Source organism: Erwinia sp. MYb416 (assembly GCF_037479575.1).
In the GTDB taxonomy this organism is placed as follows: domain Bacteria; phylum Pseudomonadota; class Gammaproteobacteria; order Enterobacterales; family Enterobacteriaceae; genus Erwinia; species Erwinia rhapontici.
The window spans coordinates 1-1,175 of record NZ_JBBGYT010000016.1 but is presented as its reverse complement, the minus strand read 5'-3'; the positions used below and the strand labels follow the sequence as shown (position 1 = coordinate 1,175).

Annotated in this window: 1 protein-coding gene; it reads right to left on the bottom strand. The window is 58.6% G+C overall.

Translation table 11 applies throughout. The features are described 5' to 3' along the window. Positions 1-1,175 (bottom strand): 16S rRNA (cytosine(1407)-C(5))-methyltransferase RsmF (gene rsmF / locus WH277_RS00125; RefSeq protein WP_339503643.1); only part of this gene is annotated, 1,175 nt, incomplete at both ends.

The following is a 1,175-nucleotide window of genomic DNA, read 5'->3' as shown; positions in this document are numbered from 1 at the left end:
GTTCATCACCTGGCAGTTCACGCTCAGGGTAAATATCCCGTCCACGATACCACTCTTCCGCTTCGCTGCTGCTCAATTCAACGGCATGGGCTGCAGCCGGATCAGCCAACGCGATAGCGGCTTCATGCTGCCAGCGATAACCTTTCGGGAATGTTTCAGCCAGCTTCAGGCCAATTCGAGAAAAACGTACGCGGCCCAGCAGTGCTTCCATCGCGCGTGGGAACAACCACAGCTCTTTATCACGCTGCCAAAGCGCCATGTCATCTTCCCAGTGCAGTCCCGATTTTGCCGCTGCAGCGATCACCTCGTCCTGCTGTTTACGATTGAGCGGGCTGAAGGGCGGTTTCCCCACTTTATAGCCGGGCACCGGCAGAGGAGGTACGCTGGCCGTTTTGCGTAGACGGGCAACAAAGAAGCCTTCGCTGTCGAAAATGTGCGGGAACACATGGAGGAAACCCTCCGGCGTGGTCGCCTTTTCCGCACCCTCGAACAGCGAGTTCAGGGGCTCAATCTCTACGGCATCCGGGTACTGTTCCTGCAACCAGGTAATGACCTGCTGATTTTCACTGCGGTTCAGGGTGCAGGTGGAATAAATCAGTGTGCCGCCCGGGCGCAGGGCATGAAACGCACTGTTGATCAAATCCTGCTGTGTGGCGGCAATCTCTGCGTTGCTGGCCTCAGACCAGTTACGCAGCGCGTCCGCATCTTTGCGGATAACGCCTTCGCCCGAGCACGGGGCATCCAGCAGAATAGCGTCAAAGCATTCGGGTAGCGCCGGGCCGAAGACGCGTCCATCGAAATGGGTCATCGCGGTATTACTCACGCCGCAGCGGCTGAGGTTTGCGTGCAGCACTTTCACACGGCTGGCGGAGAACTCGTTGGCGAGGATGGCGCCACGATTGTTCATCCGGGCAGCAATCTGCGTGGTTTTTGAACCTGGCGCAGCCGCCATATCCATAATCCGCTCAGGGGAGGTATCACCGGAAAACAGTGCACTTACCGGCAGCATTGAACTGGCTTCCTGGATGTAGAACAGCCCGGCGAGGTGTTCAGCGGTGCTACCCAGCGGCAGGGTGTCTGCATCGTCACGGCTGATCCAGAATCCTTCTGCACACCAGGGGACCGGCGTTAATGCCCACTGATACGGCGCCACCAGGGCGAGGAAGTCCGCCACG